The organism is Kitasatospora sp. HPM-01-4, from assembly GCF_051374625.1.
GTDB lineage: Bacteria > Actinomycetota > Actinomycetes > Streptomycetales > Streptomycetaceae > Kitasatospora.
Map to the genome: position 1 here is coordinate 8,903,806 of NZ_JBPQGP010000005.1, position 22,578 is coordinate 8,926,383.

19 protein-coding genes and 1 pseudogene are annotated in these 22,578 nt (G+C 70.2%); 8 read left to right on the top strand and 12 right to left on the bottom strand.

What is annotated here, in order from left to right; genetic code table 11:
* Window positions 1–674: 674 nt before the first annotated feature.
* The 4 genes from ACSMTC_RS38330 to ACSMTC_RS38345 all read left to right on the top strand — a co-directional run bounded on the left by ACSMTC_RS38330 (window position 675) and on the right by ACSMTC_RS38345 (window position 4,047).
* A complete protein-coding gene (locus ACSMTC_RS38330) occupies window positions 675–1,475 on the top strand; it encodes a sulfite exporter TauE/SafE family protein (protein WP_436564377.1) in 801 nt (266 codons plus the stop codon).
* Between the two features lie 111 nt (window positions 1,476–1,586).
* Window positions 1,587–2,153, top strand: coding sequence for a rhodanese-like domain-containing protein (locus ACSMTC_RS38335; RefSeq protein WP_436564378.1), 567 nt, complete (start codon window positions 1,587–1,589; stop codon window positions 2,151–2,153).
* A 424-nt stretch (window positions 2,154–2,577) separates the two neighbouring features.
* Window positions 2,578–3,627, top strand: coding sequence for a threonine/serine dehydratase (locus tag ACSMTC_RS38340; protein WP_436564379.1), 1,050 nt, complete (start codon window positions 2,578–2,580; stop codon window positions 3,625–3,627).
* Window positions 3,628–3,780: 153 nt separating this feature from the next.
* On the top strand, window positions 3,781–4,047 hold the full coding sequence (locus ACSMTC_RS38345; RefSeq protein WP_436564380.1) for a metal-sensitive transcriptional regulator: 267 nt from the start codon (window positions 3,781–3,783) through the stop codon (window positions 4,045–4,047).
* A gap of 79 nt (window positions 4,048–4,126) precedes the next feature.
* Here ACSMTC_RS38345 and ACSMTC_RS38350 read toward each other — a convergent pair whose 3' ends face one another.
* The 6 genes from ACSMTC_RS38350 to ACSMTC_RS38375 all read right to left on the bottom strand — a co-directional run bounded on the left by ACSMTC_RS38350 (window position 4,127) and on the right by ACSMTC_RS38375 (window position 11,172).
* Complete coding sequence (locus ACSMTC_RS38350) at window positions 4,127–4,549, bottom strand: hypothetical protein (RefSeq protein ID WP_436564381.1); 423 nt, start codon at window positions 4,547–4,549, stop codon at window positions 4,127–4,129.
* 238 nt (window positions 4,550–4,787) lie between these two features.
* Window positions 4,788–6,122, bottom strand: coding sequence for an erythromycin esterase family protein (locus ACSMTC_RS38355; RefSeq protein ID WP_436564382.1), 1,335 nt, complete (start codon window positions 6,120–6,122; stop codon window positions 4,788–4,790).
* Between the two features lie 293 nt (window positions 6,123–6,415).
* On the bottom strand, window positions 6,416–7,303 hold the full coding sequence (locus ACSMTC_RS38360) for a DUF3626 domain-containing protein (protein WP_436564383.1): 888 nt from the start codon (window positions 7,301–7,303) through the stop codon (window positions 6,416–6,418).
* A 144-nt stretch (window positions 7,304–7,447) separates the two neighbouring features.
* The gene (locus ACSMTC_RS38365; protein ID WP_436564384.1) at window positions 7,448–8,623 is read right to left on the bottom strand and encodes a hypothetical protein; all 1,176 of its coding nucleotides are present in this window, start codon (window positions 8,621–8,623) and stop codon (window positions 7,448–7,450) included.
* A gap of 550 nt (window positions 8,624–9,173) precedes the next feature.
* Window positions 9,174–9,668: a cysteine/serine endopeptidase inhibitor gene (locus ACSMTC_RS38370; RefSeq protein ID WP_436564385.1), complete on the bottom strand. Its 495-nt coding sequence runs from the start codon at window positions 9,666–9,668 to the stop codon at window positions 9,174–9,176.
* 898 nt (window positions 9,669–10,566) lie between these two features.
* Window positions 10,567–11,172 carry a TetR/AcrR family transcriptional regulator gene (locus ACSMTC_RS38375; protein WP_436564386.1) on the bottom strand — a complete coding sequence of 202 codons (606 nt, stop codon included), beginning with the start codon at window positions 11,170–11,172 and terminating at the stop codon, window positions 10,567–10,569.
* A gap of 55 nt (window positions 11,173–11,227) precedes the next feature.
* Between ACSMTC_RS38375 and ACSMTC_RS38380 the strand changes: the two genes are divergently transcribed.
* Window positions 11,228–12,094: an alpha/beta fold hydrolase gene (locus ACSMTC_RS38380; protein WP_436564387.1), complete on the top strand. Its 867-nt coding sequence runs from the start codon at window positions 11,228–11,230 to the stop codon at window positions 12,092–12,094.
* Here the strand turns inward: ACSMTC_RS38380 and ACSMTC_RS38385 are convergent.
* Window positions 12,072–13,265 (bottom strand): NAD(P)/FAD-dependent oxidoreductase, encoded by a 1,194-nt coding sequence (locus tag ACSMTC_RS38385; RefSeq protein WP_436564388.1) that lies wholly within the window; start codon window positions 13,263–13,265, stop codon window positions 12,072–12,074. The two genes, ACSMTC_RS38380 and ACSMTC_RS38385, sit on opposite strands and share 23 nt — an antisense overlap.
* Window positions 13,262–15,235 carry a LodA/GoxA family CTQ-dependent oxidase gene (locus tag ACSMTC_RS38390; RefSeq protein WP_436564389.1) on the bottom strand — a complete coding sequence of 658 codons (1,974 nt, stop codon included), beginning with the start codon at window positions 15,233–15,235 and terminating at the stop codon, window positions 13,262–13,264. Before ACSMTC_RS38390 ends, ACSMTC_RS38385 begins: the two co-directional genes overlap by 4 nt.
* Before the next feature lie 712 nt (window positions 15,236–15,947).
* Between ACSMTC_RS38390 and ACSMTC_RS38395 the strand changes: the two genes are divergently transcribed.
* Window positions 15,948–16,262, top strand: a complete 315-nt coding sequence (locus ACSMTC_RS38395; protein WP_436564390.1) for a hypothetical protein — start codon at window positions 15,948–15,950, stop codon at window positions 16,260–16,262.
* Window positions 16,263–16,325: 63 nt separating this feature from the next.
* On the opposite strand, the gene ACSMTC_RS38400 is transcribed toward ACSMTC_RS38395, so the two are convergent.
* A complete protein-coding gene (locus ACSMTC_RS38400; protein ID WP_436564391.1) occupies window positions 16,326–17,039 on the bottom strand; it encodes a chitinase in 714 nt (237 codons plus the stop codon).
* 437 nt (window positions 17,040–17,476) lie between these two features.
* Here ACSMTC_RS38400 and ACSMTC_RS38405 point away from each other — a divergent pair, with 437 nt between their 5' ends.
* Window positions 17,477–18,190: an SDR family NAD(P)-dependent oxidoreductase gene (locus ACSMTC_RS38405; protein ID WP_436564392.1), complete on the top strand. Its 714-nt coding sequence runs from the start codon at window positions 17,477–17,479 to the stop codon at window positions 18,188–18,190.
* A gap of 126 nt (window positions 18,191–18,316) precedes the next feature.
* Here the strand turns inward: ACSMTC_RS38405 and ACSMTC_RS38410 are convergent, their stop codons facing one another.
* Window positions 18,317–19,273 carry a glycoside hydrolase family 19 protein gene (locus ACSMTC_RS38410; RefSeq protein WP_436564393.1) on the bottom strand — a complete coding sequence of 319 codons (957 nt, stop codon included), beginning with the start codon at window positions 19,271–19,273 and terminating at the stop codon, window positions 18,317–18,319.
* Window positions 19,274–19,719: 446 nt separating this feature from the next.
* Here ACSMTC_RS38410 and ACSMTC_RS38415 point away from each other — a divergent pair.
* Window positions 19,720–20,016 (top strand): annotated as a pseudogene (locus tag ACSMTC_RS38415) (phosphotransferase); the annotation flags it as partial.
* A 410-nt stretch (window positions 20,017–20,426) separates the two neighbouring features.
* Here ACSMTC_RS38415 and ACSMTC_RS38420 read toward each other — a convergent pair.
* Together ACSMTC_RS38420 and ACSMTC_RS38425 are read right to left on the bottom strand one after the other, a co-directional pair.
* Window positions 20,427–21,527 (bottom strand): NADH:flavin oxidoreductase/NADH oxidase, encoded by a 1,101-nt coding sequence (locus tag ACSMTC_RS38420; RefSeq protein WP_436564394.1) that lies wholly within the window; start codon window positions 21,525–21,527, stop codon window positions 20,427–20,429.
* Between the two features lie 628 nt (window positions 21,528–22,155).
* Window positions 22,156–22,575: a DUF7144 family membrane protein gene (locus tag ACSMTC_RS38425; RefSeq protein ID WP_436564395.1), complete on the bottom strand. Its 420-nt coding sequence runs from the start codon at window positions 22,573–22,575 to the stop codon at window positions 22,156–22,158.
* Window positions 22,576–22,578 lie beyond the last annotated feature (3 nt).

Here is a 22,578-nt window from a genome sequence, read left to right on the forward strand (position 1 = left end):
ATATACCCCTAGGGGTATTGATTCCGGCGGGCGTGCTCGTGATGACCGGGCGAAGTCCGCGAGGGACCTCCTGCGGGGAGCCGAACTCTGTCCACGATACCCCCCTGGGTATATTTCGGAAGTCGGTCACGCGCCGGAGTGTGGCTGTTACCGATACGGGTGGGGGTATCTCTGCGACTTCCAGAATACCCCCGTGGGTATTATTGTCGGCGGACAGGGGGGATCGGATGAGTCGCCGAGCTGCGACCGCCGACGAAGTCACCGGCGCCAGGCCGACGTTTCCGGTCCGTCTGTGCCACACCCATCGGAGGACAACTCATGTCGTGGTTCCATCTGCTGCCCGATCCCGGGAGGTCGGCGCCCGTCGCGGTGCGCGGCCGTTTCCGCGGCGGCCGGGCCGTGTCGCTCACCGTCCGCGAGGAGGGCGGGTTCGCAGCCGGTCGCGCACCCCGCGCGGTCCCGGCAGCGCTCATCGGCCGTGCCCCGGGACGGACTCCGCTGGGAGAGGCCCACGGGCGGCAGGTACCGGCGATCCGCCGGTGCGGTGGCCGCTCCCGGCGAGCCCCCGGGATCCTTGCCGGGCGGAGCGTCGAGGCGCGGAACCTCGCAGGTGGGACGGCGGCGCGGGCCGGGCATCCGGTCGTCGCATCGCCCGGCCGGAGCGGTGGTGTCATATGACCTCGCTCATCCTCGCGCTGGTCGGCGGCGGTGTCGTCGGCCTGGCCCTGGGAGGGCTCGGCGGTGGCGGCAGCATGCTGGCCGTCCCGGCCCTGATCTATCTGCTCGGCTTCACCCCCGCCCACGCCACCACCGCCGGCCTGGTGATCGTCGCGGTCACTTCCCTGGCCGGCCTGCTCGCCCACGCCAGGGCCGGGCGGGTGCGCTGGCGTACCGGCGCCGCGTTCGTCCTGGCCGGCCTGCCCGCGGCGGCAGCCACGGGCGCCCTCTCGTCCCGGCTGCCCGCCGGCGTGCTCACCGCCGCCTTCGCGGCCCTGGCCGGTATCGCGGCCTGGCGTATGCTCGCACCCCGCCGAGCCGCCGATCCGGGCGGCGAGGCTCCCGGGCTCGCGGGCACCGCACCCCACGAGAACGGTGGCGCGGCCCAGCCCGCGGGGCCGGTGCGCTCGGTAGCGACCGGCGCGGGACTGGGTGCCATCACCGGACTGCTGGGCGTCGGCGGCGGCTTCCTCACCGTTCCCGCCCTGGTCTCCGCCCTCGCCTTCACCATGGCGGAGGCGGTCGGCACCAGCCTGCTGGTGATCAGCGGCAACGCCATGGCCGCCCTGGTGCCGCGCCTGGGTGCGGCCGGGAACCTGGACTGGGCGGTGGTCGCGCCGTTCACGGCCGCCGCCGTGCTCGGCGCCTGGGACGGCAAACGGCTCGCCGACCGGTTCAGTGGCCCCGCGCTCCAGCGGACGTTCGCGTTCGCCCTGCTGGCCGTCGCCGCACTGATGCTCGTCGACGCCCTGCGCTGACCCGCCGACCCCCCCGAGGACCGCCGTCGGCCCCGCCCGACGGCAAGACACCCAAACCCCGACGGCCCCCTACGACAACCCCCCGACCCGAACACGAAGGACCACATCATCATGGCAACACCCCTGACCACCGAGCAGCTCCACGAACGCCTCGGCCGGCTCACCCTCATCGACGTCCGCTCCCCGGGCGAGTTCGCCGCGGGCCACATCCCCGGCGCGCACAACATCCCCCTCGACCAGCTCGACCGGGCGGTACCGGTCCTGCGCGCGGCCGCCGAACGCGGTGAGCTCGCCATGGTCTGCGCCTCCGGGGCGCGCTCCCAGACCGCGTGCGGGAAGCTGGCCGCCGTTGGTGTCGCCGCCGCCACCGTGACCGGCGGCACCTCCGCCTGGGAGAGGGCCGGTCACCCGGTCGACCGCCCGGCCGGAGCTCGCACCGTGTGGGCCATGGACCGCCAGGTCCGCCTGGCCGCCGGCTCACTGGTGGTCGCCGGCATGCTCGCCGACCTCGTACTGCCGGGAGCCCGCTGGCTGTCGGCGGCCGTCGGCGGCGGCCTGCTCTTCTCGGCACTCAGCAACACCTGCGCGATGGGCGCGCTGCTCGGCCGACTGCCCTACAACCGTCCCCGGCCCGGCCAGCCCGCCATCGAGGAAACCCTCGCCGCACTTCGAGGATGATCACCCGCCGGGCCCGCGGATGTCGCGGGCCCGGCCCGGCGAGGCGAGCGACCCGCGACGGCGGTCCGGCCGTGGGCCGGTTCCGGCGCGGCGGTCCGGTCGCGGCAGGCGGCGAGGATGCCGTCCGCGCGCCTACCTCACCAGGTCCAGCAGCCCGGCCAGGTCGGGTGCACCGGCGCTGGAGCGAGGCCACCGAGATGTCCAGCGCTGCGGCCGGGGTGCGGATGCTGAGCGCGGTGTGTCCGGCCTGATCCACGATCAACAGGGCTTGCTCCTCGATCCGTTCGGGAGTCGCGAGGTCCAGGGAAGTGGATTGCCTTGGCATGCGAGTCAACGTACGGTGCGGCGTACCATCACGCTGGGCTTCCCCCTCCTCACGGAGCTCACCGCCTGGTCGTGGCCCTCTCTCGGCAGGAGCGACGAAGTGCACCAACTCACGTACGGCGACATCGAGGCCGCCACCGACCGGATCGCCGGACGCATCCGCCCCGTCGCCCTGGCCCCGGTCGACCCCGGTGCGATCCGCACCGCCCACGGCGATCCCCTGGACGAGCGGTCCGCCGAGCCGTGCGAGGTGTGGCTGGCCATGGAGTTCATGCAGCACACCGGCTCGTTCAAGGCCCGGGGCGCGCAGAACTTCATCCAGGCCCACCGCGAGGCCGGCTCCCTCCCCGACGCCGGGGTGACCATCGCCTCGGGCGGCAACGCCGGGCTGGCGTGCGCGTGGGCCGCCCAGCAGCAGGGAGTTCGGGCCACCGTGTTCCTGCCGGCCAACGCGCCGCAGGTGAAGATCACCAGGCTCCGCGGCTACGGCGCCGAGGTGCGGCTGGTCGGCTCGGAGTACGCCGAGGCGCTGGCCGCGTGCGAGGAGTTCGCCGCGGCCAGCGGCGCGCTCACCTCGCACGCCTACGACCATCCGCTGGTCGCGGCCGGGGCCGGCACGCTGCTGGAGGAGATCCGCCGGCAGATCCCCGGCCTGGACACCGTGGTGGTCGCGGTCGGCGGCGGCGGCCTGTTCGCCGGGGTCGCCACCGCCGCCCGGCACCACGGCATCCGCACCGTCGCCGTGGAGCCGGAGAACTGCCGTGCGCTGAACGCCGCGCTCGCGGCCGGCCGCCCGGTCGACGTCCCCGTGGACTCCGTCGCCGTCGACTCCCTCGGCGCCCGCCGGGCCTCCGCCATGGCCCTGCACACCGCCCAGCAGGACGGCGTGCGCTCCGTGCTGGTGGCGGACGGCGAGATCGTCCGCGCCCGCCAGGCGCTGTGGGAGCACCGGCGCGTCGCGGTCGAGCACGGTGCCGCCACCGCCCTGGCGGCCCTGACCGGCCCGGACCAGCATGTGCCCGAACGGGATCCGTCCGCCCAGCCCACCGTGCCGAGCCGCGGTTACCGGCCGGGCAGTGGCGAGAAGGTCTGCGTGGTACTGTGCGGCGCCAACACCGATGCCGCCACGCTCGTCCGGCCCGAGAACTGACCGAACCCCCCAAGGGGCGGCCTGCCCGCCTTTCACGGGCCGGCCCGGTGGGCGTACTCATGCCAGCGGCCCGGTCGCTCCGTGAACATCCAGTCCCAATACCCCCTGAGGTATACTCGCAGAATATCGGGATCAGTCCAGCGGAGGTGACCCATGCAGGTCGACGAGGACGCGGTCAGTGCAGTGCTCAACCGGCTCCGCCGTGCGCAGGGCCAACTCGCCGGCGTCATCGCGATGATCGAAGCCGGCCGTGACTGCAAGGACGTGGTCACCCAGCTCGCCGCCGTCTCGCGCGCTCTGGACCGTGCCGGATTCAAGATCGTCGCCAGTGGTATGCGCCAGTGCATGAACGCCGCCGACGGTGACACCCCGCCCATGAGCGAGGCCGAACTCGAGAAGCTCTTCCTGGCGCTGGCCTGACGCCCGAAAGCCCGGGGGCGCCGCGACCTGTTCGGCCCCCCGGGCTGTCGGGCGCCGATGAGCGACCGCGTCCGGCGCGTCAGCCGGTGACCTCGATCGTGACGCGGTAGGTCCGGTGGCCGGGCGGGCAGTTCATCGCCTCGCCGCAGCTGGTCCGGTCGGCGGTCAGCAGGGCCGAGCCGGTCGCGCGCGCGACGAAGGCGCTGCTGACGGTCCCGCAGCCGCCGCCCGGGCGGCAGGAGGGAGCGGGCGAGGTCTCCGGTGACCCGCTGGGCGCCACCAGTGCGGTGGCGGAGCTGGCAGCGCCGGACCAGTAGGTGCTGTGCAGCTCGACCCTGATCCTCGTACCGACGCCGACCTTGACCGTGGTGTGGTCGGCGTTTTCGTCCAGGACCACCTCGGACGGCGAAGGGGCGGGCGTCGACCGGACCGTCGTGGTGGAGGCGCAGCCGGCCAGCCCCAGCAGCGCCAGGGCGACGGCGGCGGTTCTCTTCAGGGGCATCGGGTCTCCTCGTGCCGGTGGGCGATGGTGCCGGTCTGACGCAGCCGGGCACCGATCGGATCCCACCGGGAGGCCCACGAGTAGCCTGTTCGACTTGTCGCCGGTCCCACGTTGCCGGTAACCGCGGCTGGCCCCGGGTGTACCGGCTCCGGTCTCCTTGGCCTCGGAGGCGGGGCGAGCCGCGGAGACCCGGTGGCAGCCGAGGCCGTCGGCTAGGACGGGGGCCGGCCTCCCGGCACTACAGCTTGCTCGCCTCCCGGACGGTGTGGAGGTGGACCAGGACGTCATAGGCCCGGCCGATGGCGATCTCGGGCGTGCCGTCGTTCGGGAACTGCGTGCCGACGTCGTACGTGGGGCGCGCGATGTCCAGCCATGTGCGGGCGTCGGCAGGGGCCTTGCGCAGGTCGGCGTAGTAGTCGCGGTACCGGACCTGGTCGAGCGTGTACTCGTTCGTGCCGGGACCGGCCGGGTCGACGGTGAACTTCTTCCAGTCGCCGCCGAGCGCCTGGTCCTTGGAGAGGAAGGATCCCTGGTCGAAGGTGGTGCCGATGGCGAGGTAGTCCGCGCCCAGGGCGTCGTGGAGGAACGAGCCCTGGGTCTTCGGATACGTCGTGGGGTCGGTGGAGGTGTAGCCGACATGGTCGTCGGCGGCCGACAGCAGGATCCTGCCGCCGGTGTGCCGCTGCCACCACATCGTGGTCTCGGCCATCACCTGGTCGCGGTAGCGCTCCATGGCGGTCAACGAGGCCTGGTCGTCGGGGTTGACGGTGAGGAAGGTGTAGGTCTGGGCGATGTCGCGCGCGTTCTGCAGGGCGAACTCGAAGTCATCGTCGCCCGGCTTTCCCTGATGTTCCATCAGCTCAAGCAGTTGCTGTGCCCTGGCTGCGTTCTGCTGCCGTTCCGCGAGCGGCCGCTCCAGGTAGCCGATGGCGTCGTCGAGCGGGCGCAGGCCGGTGAGGAGCTCGTTCAGGCGCGCCAGGGACTCCGGACGGCTCCGCCGGACGTAGTCGGTGACCGCGTCGAAGACGGGCGCGTCGAGGCTGGGCGCGCCGATGTCATCGCCCAGGAAGTGGACCGGGTGGTCGGGGTGTCGGCGGTTGTGGTCGCGCATCCACTGGACGAGGGTCACGAACTCCTCGCGGTCCCAGGGGGATCCGGCCATCGTCTCGTGTACGACCTGCCGTGCGTCGCCGTTGCCGTGCTGGAGGTAGTCGTCGATCCGCAGGCCGGCCGACCAGCTCATCTCCAGGGCGAAGGTGGTGAATCCCTTCTGCTCGACGAGGTAGCGGAAGACTCGGTCCTTCAGCGCGAAGAACTCGTGCGAGCCGTGCGTGGCCTCGCCCAGGCCGACCACCTTGGCGTCGCCGACCATCGCCCCGAGGGCGCGCAGATCGGCCGTGCCGGTACCCGGCTCCGCCGACAGCAGTGGATGGGCGATCCGGTCCAGCGCGCGGACGGGGGCCGGCGCGGTGGCGGACGCGGACGCCGCCGGTGACGCGTAGGCGGCCGTCGCGGGGGCCAGTGCCGCTGCCAGGGCGAGAGCCGCGGCGAGGCGCTTCCCGATACCAGTCATGTGTGAGATCTCCTCAACCTTCTTGATGTCAAACGCGGTTGAGAAGATCATTGCGCCCGCTGCGGCCCGGGTGCGCTGGGGCTGGCCCGACACTTTCACGGGGGGACAGCCCCATGGCCAGGCTTTCGGGGGCCGGCGCTCCGGGCCTGTGCCGGCGTCCCCTCTCGGGCCGTCTGTCCCCGGCTCCCGGCCGAACACCGACGCCTCGTCCCCTTGGCGTAGGCGCCGTCACCCGCCCGGGCAGAGTGCTGGTGGTGGAGCCGGGTGTCGGAACCGCCCGAACTCCTGCCTGATCACGCGTCGCGCTCCTCGGGCGCCCCGAAGCGCGCCAGACAGTGCCATACCCTCTTGAGCGCCTGCTGGTCATGGAGCCCCGTGCGTGCGGCGTCACCGATGATCCGGGGACTGAGGTAGCCGTCAACGGCGATTTCGGTTCCCAGGTCGACGTACTCCTGGCCGCGGTAGTCCGGGTGGCGTCGGAGTTCTTCGACGGTGAGTCGGAGTCCCGGGTGCCATTCGAGCGGGCACGGCAGGTTGCGGGCCGCCGCTTCCACCGCCGTTCCTCGATAGCTCGGGTCCAGGACCAGTGCCTCGACATCGCGCTTCAGCAGGAGCGGCCCGTGCACCTGCGCCTCGATGTAGTCGTCGAGCGCGTCCTGGCGATCGGCCTCGGCCAGTTCGATGAGGGACATACTGGCCGCGACACCGAAGGCCGATGGTTCGAAGACGCTGTCCGGGTAGCAGAAGGTGGTTCGTCGGAGGGTCTCGGCAGTCAGCCGGAAGTGTGCGGAGCCGAACCGGGGCGCTCCGCCGAGCGGCTCGCGTCGGAAGTCCAGTGCGCCGTAGACAGGCCGCTCGTGAGCAAGCGCACTGTCGTACGCGCCCCCGAAGATCCGGCTCTCCCAGCGCCACCGGTCGCCGCCGGGGTGGGCCGTCAGGCCGCCGTTGCTCGCGCCCGTGACGAACTGCGAGTAGTAGACGCCGTCCTCGGCCAACGCGAGCAGGATCGGCCGACCGTGCACCGTGCGGTCCGGGTGGAAGTTCAGGGTCACTCGCAGCGAAGGGTCGACCGGGGCCCCGGATGACAGCGATGCGACATGACGGAGTGCCTGTTCCTGTGGAGACGGGGCTGTGTCAGTGTTCACCAGCGCAGTGTGCCCGAATCTGATCAACTGGTGCATCCGGATTGGCGATTCGGTTCCGTGTCGATGCGGACGTCCTCGACCGGCACCGCCTCGGAAGCTCCCCCGGGGAGTGGAGACGAGCGCACCGGGGCAGGCGATGGGCCCATCCCGGTGCGCTCGGGTTCGTTCGGAGATGCGAGGTCAGTGAAGGATCGCGTGCGAGATGGCGCAGGAGTTGGTGTCGTTGGACCAGCTGGCCTGCTCGGCGAAGGTACCGAAGGAGCCGAAGGACACGTTGGCCGCGCCGCCGGTGGTGCCGGGCTTCAGCCAGGCGCACTCGTCGGAGTTCTCCTGGCCGTTGTACGTGCTGCCGCTCACGTGGTTGGTCCAGCCGCCGGCCGGGTTCTGGTCGGACATCATCTCGTGCCACTCGTGGCCGAGGGTCATGGTCCAGCCGTCAAGGGTGCCGGGGGAGTTGACGAACCCGACGCCGCAGTTGGCGCCCTGGTCGATGTTGTACGGCTGGTTGGAGAAGGCGATGTCACCGTAGGACGAGGCGGCCGCACCGCCGGTCAGGGTGGTGTCGCCGTTCCAGTCGTGCCAGGCGCAGTAGCCGGTGGTCGGGTTCGCGTAGTCGTCCGGGTTGGTACCGTGCGGCGACAGGACGATGTAGTAGGCGTCGCGGTTGGATGCCGCGGTGGTGTTGCCGAAGTGGTCGGCGGCCTTGATGGCCTCCTGGGCCAGCTGCTTGCCGGTCGCCTTGCTGGGGGAGGCGGCCGAGTTGTCGTACCAGACGCCGGAGAGCACGCCGCCGCTCTGGTACGGGATGAAGTTGGCGTTCGAGGGGCAGCTGGTGGCGCCGGCGGCCACGTTCGGGCCGTCGCACCACTGGGTCAGATCGGCGGACCAGGTCTCGCCGTTGGTGCCGATGCCCTTGAACATCTGCTGGGTGACGGGCGCGGCGCCGGACGGGTCGCCGGTGAAGGTCGCGTTGCCCTGGGCGTCGGTGCCCTGGGTGCCCCACTGGGTGCCGTAGAAGACCAGGTAGACCTTGGAGTGGCCGCTCTGGACGCCGATGCCGTCGACGCCGCCGCCGTAGGACAGCGTCTTCTTGCTGGTGGTGGCCGCGGCGCTGTGGGATGCCGCCCACGCCTTCATGTTCTCGTGCTGCTTGACGCCCGGGATCACGCCGTGCCGGTACGGGTGCTCGTTCTGCGGGCTGTAGGGGTTGAACTCGTTGGTGGTGCCAGAGGATCCGTTCGGCGTGGCCTGCGCCTGTGCCGGGGCGGCGGCGGTGAAACCGGCTGCCGCAAGTGCAAGTGACGCTATACCGGTGAGTACCGAGTACTTCGCACGTCGGGTGGGGGAGTGACCCATGGGGTAAGGGTTCCTCTCGTGTGCCGACCACCTGCGCGCCAAAGGCGGCGGGTGGTCCCTTGTGGGGAAGGGAGAGGCGGCAGTTCCTGCGAAAACGTCCGGTTGATCCGCATCGCGAATTGACCGTCCGTCATCTCTGCCGCCTGTTGGTGGTGTAGCAAAGCAGAGTTGGTTAACGGTGGTCAACGGCTGGCATGCGGAAAATATAGAAAAGGGCGTCTTCCCAAGTGGGAGGGAGAAGCGTGGAGGGGGGAGTTGACACATATGTCTATTCACTGAATACGATTCGGAATACTGTTCCGCATTCGGTGGCGTGTCCGGCGGTGGCCGGTGGCCGGTGGCCGGTGGCCGGTGGCCGGTTCCGATCCGCCTTTCCGGAAGCGAAGACGGTGCGTCATGCCTTCAGGGGGCGCATCGGGGAAGGCAGGCTTCCTGGTGCCGGCCGCGCGGGCGGGGAGACCGGGAAGCCCGGGAAGCCGGTTGATGCTGCCCGGACTTCGCCCGGCTCCCGCGCCCTGACCGTGATCCGTGAGCTGGGCGGGAGGAAGCGTCAGCGGTGCGAAGTGGCGCCGGTGGCCCTGGCGTTGAGGGCGGCGACCGCCTTGGCCGAGGCGGCGCCGCCACCGGTCGAGACGAACTGCCAGGTGACGTTGACGAACCCGAGTGACGGATCGGCGAGTTGCTGGAAGGCCGGTTGGCTGAGGTCCACGTGGGTCGGGTCGCAGGACGCGCACTTGTCCGCGACGGGAACGGTGACGGTGGCGCCGTTGTAGGTCACCTGGACGGAAACCCCTTGGCAGAGCGGGTCGTTGTTGCTGTTAGCGGTCGTCCAGTAGGCGGGGGAGACGGCGACCAGCATGTCCTGCGACGCGTTGATGGGCGTGCCGCACGCGCCGTAGCCCGCGTCACCGTAGTAGGTCGCGATGCCGTTGATCGGCTGGTTGAACGGGATGTCCGCGAGAGCGGGCGATGCGCTGAGCATCGCGAACGCTCCAGCGGCCAGCGCCGCACTCGACCACTGGCGTACGCGCCTCGATCCGTGCATGTTCCGTTCCTTTCGGTGGTGGGGTTCGGTGAGTGGGACAAGGTGTGCGCGATCCGGCCCGTGAGGGCGGGTCCGGTCTGTCCGGTCTGGAGTCCGAGGCCGGCGTGCGATCGAGCGGAATGCCAAAGCCATTTCTGACGCTACGTCAGGCCTGCGGCGACGGACGGGCCCGGCGGACGTCATCCGGCAGCGTGCGCGCCGGATGCCAGGGTCGACTGCGGCGACCCGCCGGTTGTGTGGATCTCCGCTGTCATGCGCGCTGGGCCGATGCTCCAACTCGGCTGTACCGCCGACCGATTGTGGGTCTGGGAGGGCGGGGACGACCGTTCAGGCGGCGTCCGAGGGTGGGGTGGAGGGCGCGACGCCGTTGGTCAGGGACTGCATCACTCTGCGGGGCACGGTTGCCCTTCCTGTCGGCAGGGAAGGCACGGCACAGTCTGGTAGTTGATGGAACGTCAGAAATGAGTCGTCGGTTCAGGTGTGCTGCGGTGGCCGTCGGCCCGTTCGGCCCGTTCGGCCCGTTCGGCCGGGAGGCAGCCGCCCGGTTGCCGCTCACACAGCACCTCGTTGGTGGCCCGGCCGGCCCGAGGTCGTCGGGGATCCGTCCGGGTGGGCGGCCGTGAGGGCGTGCGGGTACTCCTGGGCGGCGCGAGCCGCCACGATGGCACAGCACCTGGGGAACATTAGGAAACTTTCCTAATTGATAGGTATTTAAGCATCATCTCAAGTGTTCCGCCAAGAGGGTGGTGCGGGACGCCGGCAGTTCCCGGAGAGGGGTTCTGACGGGGAGTGAGCTGTCGATCGCGGTGGTAGCGCTCGAAGTTGATGCTCTCCGGCCGTCCGTCCGGCTTTCGCCCACGCCCTGCTGCCCCAGGGCGTGGGTGGCCCTCGCCGGTGCTCAGGGTGAGCGGAACAGCTGGTCCAGGTGGTGGTTGAGGATCGCCATGGCCGAGTCGCCGGTGCGCTGGTGGCCCAGCACGCTTGAGCCCAGGCCGTTGACCATGGCCGCCAGTCCGGCGGCGGTCATCTGGGGGTCCTTGTCGGAATCGACCTCCCCGGCCTGCTGGGCCGCGCGGATCTGCTTGGCGAGGAAGGCCTCGAGCAGGTCGGGCTGGGCCGTGCCGTGCTTCTCCACCAGTGCGGGATCGCTGAGGACCAGTGTGTAGTACGCGGCGTAGGTCCTGGTGATCCGGCGGCTTTCCGGATCGGTCGGCAGGATGCTCGACAGGACCGCGGTCACGAGGCTGCGCGGCGTGGGCGGTGAGCCCGCCGCGCTGATCCATTCGCCCATGCGGGCCTGGAGTTGGGCGCCGAGTCTGGCCAGCGCGTCCAGTAGAAGCGCTTCCTTGGTGGTGAAGTAGTACTGCACCAGGCGCAGCGAGACGCCGGCTTCGGTGGCGACCGCCCGCATGCTGGCCGACTGCAGCCCCTGGGTGTCGGCGATGCGCAGCAGTGCCTCGGCGATCTGCCTTCGGCGTTCCTCGTGATCGACCCGCGCGGTCATGATGCGACCTCCCTCTCTCTGGTACACCTGTATCATGCCGTGATACACATGTATCATGAGAATTGGCGAGTTCAAGAGCGACAAGGCCTCAGACCGGTTCCGTGCCGCCTATGAGCGGGCTCTGGAGGAACTGTGGCCCGGGCCGCGGACGGCGCTCGACATCCCGACCGCGTTCGGAACCACCCGCGTCTACCGGACCGGCCCGCAGAGCGGCGAGCCGATCGTGCTGCTGCCGGGATCAGGCGGCAACTCGCTGATGTGGTACCGGTACCTCGAAGCGCTGGGCCGGCACCATTCGGTCATCGCCGTGGACACGGTCGGCGAGCCGGGCGCGAGCGTGCAGACCGCCCCGATCAGCGACGGTCGGGACGGCGCGGCCTGGCTCGACGAACTCCTGGCGGCACTGGAGGTGACGGCGGCTCATGTCGTCGGCTGCTCCTACGGCGGCTGGCTGGCGCTCAACCACCAGATCCACCACCCCGGCCGGGTCGCCGCACTCACCCTGGTGGATCCCGCAGGCTTCGCCGAGCCCGGAAGGCGGTTCTACACCTGGGTGATCGTCGGCGGTCTGGCCGGGCTGGCGCCGCGCCCGCTCCGCCCCCGGCTGGCCCGCCTGGTCGACAACAGCACGATCCTGGAGGCCGAACTGATGCGCCTGGTAAGCGCGTCGATGGGATTCCGCCGCGCGCTCCCGGTGCCTCCGGTCTTCTCCGACGAGGAACTGCACCGTCTGCGAGTCCCCGCGCAGTTCCTGCTCGGCGCGCGCAGCGCCCTGCACGACTCGCAGCAGGTCGCCGACCGCCTCCGCAGCCTCGTGCCCTCCGCCCGGGTGGAGGTCGTGCCCGGCGCGGGCCACGCGTTGCCGACCGACCAACCGGCGCTGGTGGCCGAACGCATCCTCAGTTCCTTCGAGAAGCGGTAGCCCCACCGGGCGGGCCCGCACCCCGGATCCCGCCCGGACGCAGCGGTGACCGCCGGCGCTGCCAGAACGGGCGGTTGGACCAGCGCTCCTCACACGCGTGGATCTCGCGGTGGCCGTGGACGTAGGCGTCGAAGGTCTCGCCCAGCCGTGCTGCGTAGACGTCGAGCGCGTCGGTCTCGCCACGCAGCCGGGCGTCGACCGCCCGGCCGGCGCACAGGCCCGAGTAAAGAGCCGTGAGGACGCCCTGCGAGGAGAGCGGGTCGAGGGCGATCGCCGCGTCCCCGGCCGCGATCCAGCCCTCGCCGGCCAGCGGCTCCAGTTGTGCGGTGTGCGCGGCGCACCGGCGTGGCGTCGCCTGCGCGAGGGGCGAGCGGCCCCAGGTGCGTTCGGCCGTGTGCCGGGTGGCGGCGAGCCGCTCGAGGAAGGTCCGGGTCCTCCCGAGTCCCGGCGGCACCAGGTCGGTGTCGGTGAAGTAGGTGACGAGGCGGTGGGCGGGGGCGTGGGGTGCGGTGTACCACCATCCGTCGGGGGCGGACTCGACGAGGGAGGCCTCCTCCGTGTCGGAGGCGTCGGGGGTCAGTCGCAGGTGGACGGCGACCAGGCGGTCGTAGCGGTGGCGCCGGGCTCCGCAGCGGGTGGCGAGCGAGGCCCGGCGACCGGTGGCGTCGACCAGCCACCGGCATCGCACGGTGCGCGCCGTGGTGTCGGTGCGCACCGTCACCTGCCACCCGCCGTCCGGCTGCGGCACGGGGTGGGAGATCGCGGTCCGTTCGGCGACCCGCACCCCGTCGGCCCGGGCGCAGGCGCGCAGCAGGCGGTCGAAGGCCGGGCGGTCGAGGTGCCAGCCGTGGCCGTACGGGTCGGTGATGAAGTCCGTCCGGTGCAGCCGCGGCGAGCCCCAGGCGGAGAGGGTGGCGTGGCAGGCGCGGTGGTCGGCGTCGAGTGCCCGGACGTCGACGCCGAGGTCGTGGAGGAGCAGCCGGGCGGCGGGGACGAGGGATTCGCCCGTCTTCGGGGGACCGCTGCCGGCATCGGCGAGCAGGACAGCGCGTCCCGCTCGGGCCAGGGTCAGGGCGGCGGCGGCGCCTGCCGGTCCGCCGCCCGCGATGACGGCGTCGTACCCGCTGCGGTTCAGGGCGGCCAGACCGCCGGTGGGCGCCGCCGTGGTCATCCGGCGTCCCGGAAGGGGTCGACCTTGGCGATGTAGCCGGCCGAGATCTCCTCGGGCCGGAACTCGGTGGTCCGGGCGATCTCCTGGGCCGTCTGCTCGTTGACGGTGGTGCGCTCCGCCTCGGAGAGCCGGGGGTGGCCGGTTTCCCGTACATGGACGTTGACGAGGTTCTGGCGGTCGTCGACCGGGGGGAGCGAGGGGTCGGGGGTGGACTCCACCAGGATCGCCTTCGGGAACTTGTCGTCCACCGTGTAGCTGTTGGTCTCGACGACGCCGAACTTGGACCAGTTGTCGACCATGTCCTGCAGGCCGGTCAGCTTGTCCGGGCTCAGGAACCGCAGCCACACGGCGCGTCTCTCGAAGGCCTGTTCACGCTGGTCCTCGGTGACGCTGCTGTTCGGCTTCTGGTTGACGATGTCGAAGTCGGTCTTCTTCAGCACGTGGTTGGGCACCCGGGCGGGCCAGAAGGTCGGCAGGTAGGGGCTGTAGCGGGGGCCGATGTTGGCTCGCAGCTCGTAGCCTGAGCGGCAGCTGGCGGTGTCGGTCTGCCAGGGCAGGCCCATCCAGCGGGTGAGGCCGCCCGGGATCTGGCCGTGCAGGGGGCCGTTGGCCGACAGCGCGCGCTGTGGCGTGAGGTACGGGCCGTAGTCGGGCTCGGGATCGCCGGCCGGGCGGTGGAGGATACGGAACGGCTCCATGTACATGGTGTCATGGCGGATCGGCCAGGTGACCTCGCAGCCGGGGTGGAACGCGTCGGCGAGGCAGTAGTCCAGGGCAGCGCGGTCCAGCAGCCCGGGCTGCAGTGCGACGGGTGCGTCGTCCAGTGACGTGTAGGTGGTGTGGGGCGTCTTGTCGTCGAAGTCCCCCATCACCCACAGGGCCAGCATCTGCTCCTGGGTCACGGTCAGGACGCCGTACTGCCGTGGGGACTGCGCGGGGACGGCCATGGCGTCTCCGTAGAGCCAGGGCCAGGGCAGCGGGGAGAGGCCGTCCCGGTCGTAGCTGCGCATCTGGTAGTACACGCGCCGCCGCAACTCCAGGTACTGGTCCTTCTTGTTGCCCAGAACCGCGAGCAGTTGGGGCGAGGTGAAGTCGTTGGGGCCCCTCCATCCGAACTCGCCGGCGAAGCCCTGGTTGACCCACTGGTGTCCGGTGAACCGCTGCAGCAGGGGCTTGATGTGCTCGTCGAAGGTGACGGTGGTGGGGGAGTGCAGGTCTCCGCTCTGGACGAAGAGGTCGTGGAGCAGGTCGTAGAGCGTCACGATGCCCTTGACGTCCGGCGCGTAGTTCGGAGGTGCGACCACCACCCAGGCCGGTTTCACGTCGACCGCCTGGTTGTTGATCCTGACCGTGGCGGTCACGGGCCCATCGGAGGTGTCGTCGTGCCAGCCGTCGTTGTTGCCGAAGGTGGTGAGCTTGGTCGGGGGGTTGGTGAACGAGGCCGAGCCGCCCCTGCCGCCCAGGACGACGAGCCGCCCCTTGTCGTCGGTCTGCAACTCGCCCAGGTAGACGGCGGTACCGTTGATCTTTCCGGTATCGAACTTCTGCCCGCTCTGGCTCGCCCCCGAGATCGTTCGGGTTCCCGGATCGATGCGCAGGTCGTTTCTGGAGGCGAACGTGGCGTTGCGCAGGCCGTACTGGTCCTGCGAGAGACGCTGGGCCTCGGGGACGTCCAGTGCGAGTGAGAACTTGTACCAGGCGGCCTTCTGGTTGGCCAGGTGGACCGTCCACTCGACGCTGGCACCGTCCTGCCCGTCCAGGATCTCCCGGACGACCGTGCCGTTCCTGTCGTAGCCGTAGACACGGAAGCGCGCCGCCTGCCGCTTGATCTTGCCGGTGCCTTCCTTGTAGAAGCCCGGGTCCCTGGGCTTCTCGTCCGGTGTCTCCGGCCCGTAGAAGAACTGCTCGCTGTTGCCGACCCGCGCGATACCGATCGCGGGATGGATCTTCACATAGGCAATATCGGTCATACTCGGTGCCTCTCTGGTGCGCTCGGCCGCCCGCGGGAAGGCGGAGCCGGGGGTGCGGGCGCCCGTGAACGGGCAGCGCTCAGCCGTGGCCGAGCGCGGATCCGCCGGGGAGGGGGCTGCGGACGTCGTCCTGTCGTCGCGGACGTGCGAAACCGTGCCGCGCGTGGGCGCCCGCGCCTCCAGGATGTGACCGGAGCAACCGGGTGTCGCGTCGCATACGACCAAACGAACCTCCACCCCGACCCCCGGCGGCGTCGATGGCTCTGACGGTCCTCGGCCCGGTCCGAGCCCTGATCACGGCCTCGCCCCCGGCCGCACGCGACTCGGGCGCGCGGACAGCCCGGGTGTGAACGGCATCGGACAGCTGTCCGCGCACCCTGGCCTACCGCCGTCGACGACATGTCGCCGGTGGTCGCGGCAGCCGTCATCTGCGGCCTGGCCGCCACCGGCCACGCCGTGGCGGTCGAGCCGACCCGCACCTTGCCGATCATCCCGATCCGGTCGCCCCGGCCATCAGCCTCGCGCTCCAGAGCGTGACCGGCGCCCGGTAGTGGGCACTGCGCCATGGGCGGGACACTGCTGCAACTGATCCGCGCTGCCGAGGACTTCCCCGCGTGCCGACTGCGGCGTCGGACCAGCTGGGGCGTGGGCTGCGACAGGGAGGGCGATCTCTATTTGACACTCAATCAACTTGACCTAAAGAAAGGGATAGTTGATTGATCAGTTTGCGCCGCTCCGACTTGGCCGGGACCTTGCGCGCGGCAAGCTCGAACCGGCCCGCGAGCCCCAGGCGACGATCATTCTGGCCCGGCGCGTGTTCGACGGCCTGGCGCTGGCGGGGCACCGGTTCAAGGAGAACTTCGACGATGCCGCGATTGAGAAGCTCGTCCGGGGGACGGCGACACCGCGGCGCCGGACACCGTCTTCGGCTACCCGGCCTTCCCGGACCCGGTCTTCGCGATCGTCACCCCCGGCCGAAGGCCTCGAACAACTGAGCCGAACGACGCTCGGCGGGTTCGGTCGGTAGGAAGAACTCGGCACAGAGGCAGGGGAGTCGGCTGACCCGGCCCTGGGAAGGGCGAGGTACGGATCAGCAGGAGAGGTTGCCGCCGGGGTCGGTGCCGAGGAGGCCGGCGAACTTCTTGTAGAGGTTGATGCGGTCCTGGCGCTCGTCGGGATTCTTGCCGTTGCACTCCAGGTCGCCGTTGATGCTGCGGATCGTCTCGCCGAAGCCCTTGTTGTTGACCATCGCGTCGTGCGAGGTCATCGTGCCGGCGCCCTTCTGGGTGTTCCAGAACCACAGGCCGGTCTTCCAGGAGACGGCGGCGTCCTTCTCCACCAGGTACGGGTTGTGCAGCAGGTCGATGTGCAGGGCGTCGCCGGCGGCCTTGTAGTTGAAGTTCCAGCTGATCTGGAGCGGTCCGCGCCCGTAGTAGGCGCTCTGGCCGGCCGGACAGTCGTACGGCTGGCTCCTGTCGCAGTAGTGGCTGTAGTTGGCGGTGTTCTGCTCGACGACGTACTTCAGACCGCCGGTCTCGTGACTCACGTTGGCGAGGAAGGCCGCCGCCTCGCGCTTGCGGGTCGTCTCGCTTCCGGTGGTGGTGAAGGCCGGGTAGGCGCTCAGCGCGTTGATCAGGCCCTGGTAGGTGTAGAAGGGGTTGCGGCTCGGGAACATCTGGTTGAACTGCGACTGGCTGACCACGAACGAGCCCGCGGCGGGCGCGGCCGCCACCGGGGCGGCCAGGGCCAGCGCGCCGGTGACGGCGGCCGAGGTCATGGCGGCCATGACACGGAATGCGGACATCTTCACTCCTCCGATGGCGCGGGCGGGCCGCGCGAGTCACTGGTCAAACGCTCCGGTGCTTCGAGGGCGAAGCACCGGAGCATCTTTGCGCGGATCCCTCGGAGGGTGGGGAAAATCAGATCGGAACCACCCTTTCGATGCCGGGCCGGTGGTCGGGTTGACGACGGATCGGGTGCGGACGCGCTGGGGGTACGGAGGTTCCACGAGGCGGCGGCAAGGACACCGACTCCGTCGAAGGCCCGGCCGGGCGGATGGGCCGGGTGGCCCCGCGGATGACTGAGAAGGGAACCGGTCCTGGTCCAGGCCGTGTTGACCTTTGACTTCCGCTCGTCCGGCTGCCTACTGTCCAGGCAGTCGACCGGTCGGGCAGTCCGGGTCGAGGAGTCTCCACCTCATCGTCAGGGAATCTCCCCGCGTCATCTCGGAGAAGGTTCGTCATGGGCTCTCAGGACCAGAAGGTCGCAGTCGTCACCGGTGCGTCGAAGGGCATCGGTGCCGGCCTCGTCGACGCCTACCGCAAGCTCGGCTACGCCGTCGTCGCCACCTCGCGCTCGATCGCCCCCGGCAACGACTCGGGCATCCTGGCCGTCCGGGGTGACATCTCCGACCCCGCCACCGCCGAACGCGTCATCGCCGCCGGCGTCGAGCGGTTCGGACGGATCGACACCCTGATCAACAACGCCGGTCTCTTCGTCGCCAAGCCTTTCACCGACTACACCGCGGACGACTACGCCGCCGTGACGGCTGTGAACCTCGCCGGGTTCTTCCACATCACCCAGCTGGCCATCGCCCACATGCTGACCCAGGCGGGCGGCCATGTCGTCAACCTCACCACCAGCCTGGTCGACAATGCCAACTCCAAGGTCCCCTCGGTGCTGGCTTCGCTGACCAAGGGCGGTCTGCAGTCCGCCACCAAGTCCCTCGCCATCGAGTACGCCAAGCGCGGTATCCGCGTCAACGCCGTCTCGCCGGGCACCATCAGCACCCCCATGCACGCCGGAGACGACCGCCAGGCCCTCGCCGCCCTGCACCCGATGGGCCGGATGGGCGAGGTGAGCGACATCGTCGATGCGGTCATCTACCTGGAGAGGGCCCCGTTCGTCACCGGTGAGATCCTCCACGTCGACGGCGGCGTCAGCGCCGGCCACTGACCCTCGGTCCGGCCGGCGCCTGTGTGTCGGAAGACGCCTCGCCCCGGTGGGGCGGGCCGTGGCCAGCTGCTTCGGCCGATGGCACCGGGAGTGGACGGCCCGGGCCACCGACCGTGACGGCCGCCGTCAGCAGCTCAGGTTCGGCCCCGGATCGACGCCGAGGATCCGGGTGAAGTTCTGGTACGCGTTGATCCGGTCCTGGACCTCGGCGGGGTTGCCGCCGTTGCACTCGATCGAGCCGTTGATGCTGCGGATGGTCTCACCGAAGCCGCGGCCGTTGACCATGGCGTCGTGCGGTGTCATGCTGCCGGGGCCCCGCTGGGTGTTCCAGTACCAGAGCGCGGTCTTCCAGGAGACGGCGGAGTCGGTCTGCACCAGGTTGGGATTGTCCAGCAGGTCGATGCCCAGGGCGTCGCCGGCGGCCTTGTAGTTGAAGTTCCAGCTGATCTGGAGCGGTCCGCGCCCGTAGTACGCGGCCTGCCCGGCCGGGCAGCCGTACGGCTGGCTCCAGTCGCAGTAGTGCGGGTAGTTGGCGGTGTTCTGCTCGACGATGTAGACCAGTCCGCCGGTCTCGTGGCTGACGTTGGCGAGGAAGGCGGCGGCCTCCTGCCTGCGGACGGTGTCGCTGCCGGTGGCGGCGAAGGCCGGGTAGGCGCCGAGCGCGGCGGTCAGACCGGCGTAGCTGTAGAAGGAGTTCCGGTTCGGGAACATCTGGCTGAACTGGGCTTCGCTGACCGGGAACTGGCCCTGGCCGGGCGGCTGGTTGGGGTCGCAGGCGTAGGGCTCCCAGTACCAGGTGCTGATCACCGGGTCGTACCCGGGGTTGTCGTGGGTGGCCCGGTAGTAGCCGCCGTTGGTGTACCTGACGATCGAACCGGTCGGGTAGTACTGGCCGGCCACCCAGTTCGGGTAGTCGCAGCCGGCCCGGGGAAACGCGGTCCGCTCGCCCGGGGCGCCGCAGAGCCCGGGGTTCAGAGACGTGCTGCAGGACGCCGCGCCCGCCGTGCCCGCGGGCAGCAGGACGGCCAGCGCCAGCACCGTGAACGCGGCGGACAACAATGCGAGAACGCGTTTGACTGACATGTGTCGTCACCTCTCCTCGCTGGTTTGGGAGTTGAGGCGACTCAATCGAAATGGCGTATACCTGTCAAGGGTGCGTGAGGGCACACCTGGGGCTTGCGCGACCAAGCCGCGCAACCGTCGACTGCCTGAACTGGCCCTGCCCGCCCGGCAGCGGGCCACGCAGATGGCTCAGGCCCTTCTGCCGCGGGAGCGTTGGGCAAGGTCGTGACCGAACCGCATGAAGAGACCGCGTAATGCCCGTATCCATGAGGACGCGGAGACCGAACAGAGGCGCATTCGAAGTCGGCGGACCCCCGGCGGAGCCCCTTTCCCGTAGGTCAGGAGACTTCCGCCGCGATCGCGTCCATCGGCGGTCGCAGCCCCGCCGCCACCCGGGAACGAGCTCGCGGCGAACTCCTACATGTTCTGCTGGAACGTCAAAGGGCGCGGGTTCCGCTCGATGCGACAACGTCCTCACCGTGGACGGCACCTTCTGCGGCGTGATCGACTTCGGCGACCTCTTCGCAGGCGATCCAGCCTGCGACCTCGGCGCCGCGTGGATCCTGCTGCCGGGCGGCGCCGCCGACCGCTTCTATACGCTACGGCGGCCGCGAGAAGGCACTGGAGGCCGCCACTCCGTGGGTGGCGGCCTTCGGTCGTGGCTATCCGGCGTATTACCACCCGCCAGCTCGAGGCCCTGGACATCCCACCGACGGCCTGCTGACGACCGATCCGGCACCTGGCCGACCAGTCGCCGTACCTGACGCACCTGATCGGCGGTCAGGCGCCGGGCGTCCCTGATCGGCCTGGCCATGTCGGCTACTGCCGCACGGGGTGCCGTGGTGCCGCAGGCCGGTTCGATACCGGTCAGGGCGGCTAGGGTGTCGGCCTCGATGCTCAGCACGGCTGCGAAGCCGGCCGGGAGGTCGGCGGTCAGCGCCTTGCGACCATGGCCCACCACCCCATAGGTGGCCGCGGACCAGTACCGGCCGGTCAGAATCGCGAAGGTCCAAGCCGTACCCATCAAGCCCAGGTTCCGGTTGTGGAGCGTGCACGCCAGCACAACGCCTGCTGGAGGGTCAGCGCTCACGAACCGACGGCCCAAGCCGCACAGCAGTCCATCGGAGGGGTGGGAGGAGGGGGGAAGGCAGAAAGCACCGGCCGGGGCCTGCCGTCAGGCGCGGTGGTACTGGACCGGGGAGGCGACCTCGCCACCGAGTTCGGCGGCGGCACGACGGGCCCAGTACGGGTTGCGCAGGAGTTCGCGGGCCAGGAGGACGGCGTCCGCCTTGCCGGAGGTGAGGATCTCCTGGGCCTGTGCCGGCTCGGTGATCATGCCGACGGCTGCCACGGGCATGCCGGTCTCGTTGCGGACCCGCTCGGCGAAGGGCACCTGGTAGCCGGGGCCGGTCACGATCTTCGCGTCGGGAACATTGGCGCCGGTGGAGATGTCCATCAGGTCCACGCCGCGGGCCTGGAGCTCCCTGGCCAAGTGGACGGTGTCATCCGCGGTCCAGCCCTCGCGGTCGTCCTCGGGGTTCTCCTCCAGCCAGTCGGTGGCCGAGATGCGGAAGAACACGGGCAGCTCCTGCGGCCACACGGCGCGGACGGCGTCGACGACTTCCAGTGCGAAGCGGGTCCGTCCCTCGAGCGAACCGCCGTACTCATCGGTGCGGTGATTGCTGTACGGGGAGAGGAACTGGTGGATCAGGTAGCCGTGGGCTCCGTGGATCTCGGCGACCTCGAACCCAGCCGCGAGCGCGCGCCGGGCAGCCCCGGCGAACTGCTCGACGATCTCGCGGATCTGCTCCCGGGTGAGCTCCTTCGGGGTCGTCGACTCCTCCCTGTAGGCCAAGGGGCTGGGACCGAGTGGGGTCCAGCCGTAAGGCTCGTCGGGGGCGATCGGCCGCCCGCGGTCGACCCAGGGGCGCTCGGTGGACGCCTTGCGCCCGGCGTGGGACAACTGGATGCCGGGGACGGTGCCCTGGCTCTTCAGGAACGCGGTGATGCGCTCGAACACGGCGGCCTGGGCTTCGTTCCAGATGCCGAGGTCATAGGGGGTGATGCGGCCCTCAGGGCTGACGGCCGTGGCCTCGGTGATGATCAGCCCGGTCCCGCCGGAGGCGCGTGCGGCGAGGTGTGCGAAGTGCCAGTCCGTGGGGGCACCGACCGCGTCGCCCTCCGGCGCCGCACTGTACTGGCACATGGCCGCCATCCAGATGCGGTTGGGGATGGTCAGCGACCGCAGGGTGTAGGGAGTGAAGAGCGAACTCAAGGCAGACTCCAAGTCGGTGGCTCCATGTGCTGCGGGCCGGTTGCGGTCGACCCGTGCCGGGTAACCGCACACCAGCCACAGTAATTGCATATGCGCATTATTTATTCCGCCTGCAATAGGCGTGGAGTTGGCATGTACACGCACATTGCCGGAAGCCGTGACGCGGGCTTCCGTCCGGCATTTCGGCATGCTAGCGATGCGGGGAGCCTCCGAGTTTGCCGTGAGCGTACGGATGATTGACCGCGCGCGCACACGCGGTCGTCCCACCGGCGAGAACCCGTTCGGCTCAGCCCGCTTCCAGTGAGTCGGCTCGCCGCTTCAGGTCTGCCGCGATGTCGTCCCAGTCCGGTCCATGCAGCCAGAGGCTTTCGACGGCCTCTCGCAACAGCGCTGGCTCGTCTGGCCGCTGCGGGAGCACCAGGCGGTAGGCCAGGTTGCGAAACCAGACCCCCGCCGTCGAACGCGGCTGGTCTGCTTCATCACCCAGGCGAGGTCAAAAGTGCGGCACCCCGCCGGTCGAACCGGTGGGGTGCCACCACGACAACCGTGACCGCGAACTCTGTGGGTCTGCTGGCCCTGGTCGCCGGACAGGACGTCGGGCCGGCCGACGGCTCTCTTCATCGGCCTTCTAGCCGGGGTGGGCCTGGAACCTGCTCAGCGCCCAGATGATGAGGAGGTCGAGCGTGATGAGGATGATCGACCACACCGGATAGTACGGAACGAACATGAACTGGGTGATCAGGCTGATCGCAGCCACCGCCACCCCCGTCCACCGGCCCCAGCTCCGGTCCGCCAACACCCCTACGCCAGCGGCGGACAGCGCCACGCCGACCACCAGGTGGACCCAACCCCAGGAGGTCGGATCGAACCGGTAGGCATAACCGGCGGGGGAGAACAGGCTGTCGTGTGCGATGCCGGCCACGCCCAGGAGAATGCTGAGCGGCCCGCTCACCGACAGCGCGATCCCGGCGAACATCGAAGGACCGGTGATCCTTCCACCGGTGCCGGTCTCCGCGTGCTCGCGCCGCGCATCAGGCCTCTCTGCCATGAA

Coding starts and splice junctions, on each gene's coding strand:
- ACSMTC_RS38380 (WP_436564387.1), top strand. CDS start 11,228: ATGAGAATTGGCGAGTTCAAGAGCGACAAGGCCTCAGACCGGTTCCGT.
- ACSMTC_RS38405 (WP_436564392.1), top strand. CDS start 17,477: ATGGGCTCTCAGGACCAGAAGGTCGCAGTCGTCACCGGTGCGTCGAAG.
- ACSMTC_RS38400 (WP_436564391.1), bottom strand. CDS start 17,039: ATGTCCGCATTCCGTGTCATGGCCGCCATGACCTCGGCCGCCGTCACC.
- ACSMTC_RS38345 (WP_436564380.1), top strand. CDS start 3,781: ATGCAGGTCGACGAGGACGCGGTCAGTGCAGTGCTCAACCGGCTCCGC.
- ACSMTC_RS38360 (WP_436564383.1), bottom strand. CDS start 7,303: ATGCACCAGTTGATCAGATTCGGGCACACTGCGCTGGTGAACACTGAC.
- ACSMTC_RS38390 (WP_436564389.1), bottom strand. CDS start 15,235: ATGACCGATATTGCCTATGTGAAGATCCATCCCGCGATCGGTATCGCG.
- ACSMTC_RS38335 (WP_436564378.1), top strand. CDS start 1,587: ATGGCAACACCCCTGACCACCGAGCAGCTCCACGAACGCCTCGGCCGG.
- ACSMTC_RS38330 (WP_436564377.1), top strand. CDS start 675: ATGACCTCGCTCATCCTCGCGCTGGTCGGCGGCGGTGTCGTCGGCCTG.
- ACSMTC_RS38425 (WP_436564395.1), bottom strand. CDS start 22,575: ATGGCAGAGAGGCCTGATGCGCGGCGCGAGCACGCGGAGACCGGCACC.
- ACSMTC_RS38370 (WP_436564385.1), bottom strand. CDS start 9,668: ATGCACGGATCGAGGCGCGTACGCCAGTGGTCGAGTGCGGCGCTGGCC.
- ACSMTC_RS38350 (WP_436564381.1), bottom strand. CDS start 4,549: ATGCCCCTGAAGAGAACCGCCGCCGTCGCCCTGGCGCTGCTGGGGCTG.
- ACSMTC_RS38365 (WP_436564384.1), bottom strand. CDS start 8,623: ATGGGTCACTCCCCCACCCGACGTGCGAAGTACTCGGTACTCACCGGT.
- ACSMTC_RS38385 (WP_436564388.1), bottom strand. CDS start 13,265: ATGACCACGGCGGCGCCCACCGGCGGTCTGGCCGCCCTGAACCGCAGC.
- ACSMTC_RS38375 (WP_436564386.1), bottom strand. CDS start 11,172: ATGACCGCGCGGGTCGATCACGAGGAACGCCGAAGGCAGATCGCCGAG.
- ACSMTC_RS38410 (WP_436564393.1), bottom strand. CDS start 19,273: ATGTCAGTCAAACGCGTTCTCGCATTGTTGTCCGCCGCGTTCACGGTG.
- ACSMTC_RS38355 (WP_436564382.1), bottom strand. CDS start 6,122: ATGACTGGTATCGGGAAGCGCCTCGCCGCGGCTCTCGCCCTGGCAGCG.